The organism is Photorhabdus sp. P32, assembly GCF_038085095.1.
GTDB lineage: Bacteria > Pseudomonadota > Gammaproteobacteria > Enterobacterales > Enterobacteriaceae > Photorhabdus > Photorhabdus luminescens.
The window spans coordinates 1-1,655 of record NZ_JAZGJN010000121.1; the positions used below are offsets into that span (position 1 = coordinate 1).

General features: G+C 40.2%; 3 protein-coding genes. All 3 read right to left on the minus strand.

Annotated elements, in window-relative coordinates; genetic code table 11:
- Positions 1 to 738: DMT family transporter (locus V2H77_RS00655; RefSeq protein ID WP_341497262.1), on the minus strand; the 738-nt coding region annotated here is incomplete at its 3' end.
- 99 nt (positions 739 to 837) lie between these two features.
- Complete coding sequence (locus V2H77_RS00660; protein WP_341497263.1) at positions 838 to 984, minus strand: hypothetical protein; 147 nt, start codon at positions 982 to 984, stop codon at positions 838 to 840.
- An 82-nt stretch (positions 985 to 1,066) separates the two neighbouring features.
- A partial coding sequence (locus V2H77_RS00665; protein ID WP_341497264.1) for a 2OG-Fe(II)-dependent halogenase WelO5 family protein occupies positions 1,067 to 1,655 on the minus strand: 589 nt, incomplete at its 5' end.

Below are 1,655 nucleotides of genomic sequence, written 5' to 3' on the forward strand. Positions count from 1 at the left end.
ATAAAATAGACTAGTTACATTCACCAAATTACCACTTTGAATAAGCCGGTAAAGTAATAGTTGAGCGACAACTGAAATCACTACCCCAAGCCAGACTAATGAAAGAATAAAGCCAGGCGCCAGGTGAAAGTCAAAAGGCTGGAAAGGAACAAACCCCAAGCAAAGCAGTAAACTGACACTATATTGCAGAGGTAAAACTGTAGAAGGAGCTTGATGAATTCGTTTCTGTAAAATTGCGCCAGAACTCATACAAGCCAATGCTGCTAAGGCAAAAGTAATACCCGCAAAGGAAAACCGGGACAACACCAGGCTTTGATACACTACTAATATCAAGCCCAATAACGCTAATAATAAACCCGATAAACGTACAATCGAAAAACGGCGTTCAATCACCAGCAGTGTGATAATCGGCTGAATTCCCATCACGGTAGCCAGAACGCCAGGCGTGATCCCGTTATCCAAAGCAAAAAAATAACAGATAGAATAGCCGCCAATTAATAAAACACCGGTACCAGCTACCTGTTTGCGTGTCCCATATACAGGCAGACAATGAGCATTACGCCTGAATAATAATCCCAGAAATATCAAAAAAATAAGCGCAATAGCAAAACGCATCGTGAGAATGGCAAATGCGGTACTGTGATCAAGTCCCCATCGAGAAAAAATCGCACCACTGCTCCACAATAAGACAAAAAGCAAGGTCGAGCTATAAGAGATCCATTGAGTTTTAGAAATCATAGGAATTCATACCTGTTTTACATTTAACGTACCCAAGCCAACGCAGCCAGCTAAATCTGGCAACACGTTGAATGTTAACCATCCCTCAGAGACGACATATTACACAGTTATGGATAATAAAGGAGGTGGAGCAGCAACAGGAGAAACGAAAGTAAAACGCATGTACACATTTGCTTTGGCTAATACCAGCCAGGTAAGCGTAATCAGTGTGCATGCAAGTAATGGCATAATCTGTATCTTTAACATTTACATTAATCATTCTTAAATATAAATGCATATTCCGCTATGGTCAAATATTTGTAAGCAATTTTCAACATCATGCACACGTCTATGTCCACCAAATAAGATCACCATTTTGCTGTAATCCTATAAAACAGCTCACGAGTAAACGCCGTTCCGGTGAAAAGATAGTATTACCATTCAGTACCGCATGGATTAAATTCCCATTCAGCAATACCAAATCCCCCGCATCAATATTAATCACCATACTTGTATGATCTTCCAATAATTCAGATTGATATGGAAAACCGCTGTAAGCTAAACCAAGAGCACTACGTGATTGATCATCAGGCTGAATATTCCATACTTTTAACTGCCCCCCATTTTGGGGAACGTCGGCGTAAAAATTTACCGCCATGACACGATTAATTTGTTGGATCTCAAAATCACTCTGGCGTGGATCACTCAGCTGTGCAAGATCATCATGAGGTAATAAAAGAAATTCACCGAAGTTATTCCAATACAAAATTTTTGCATTTCCCGCAGCAACACCTTGATACATGGCTGAACGCACTATCTGGAAGTTATTACCACTAAAATGAGTTACTCGATCACTGACATGTGCCATCGGTGTGTTTGTATCCTGAAATATCTCATTATTTGGCGGACGGAACTGTTTTGCTTCTTCTAGAGAGTGT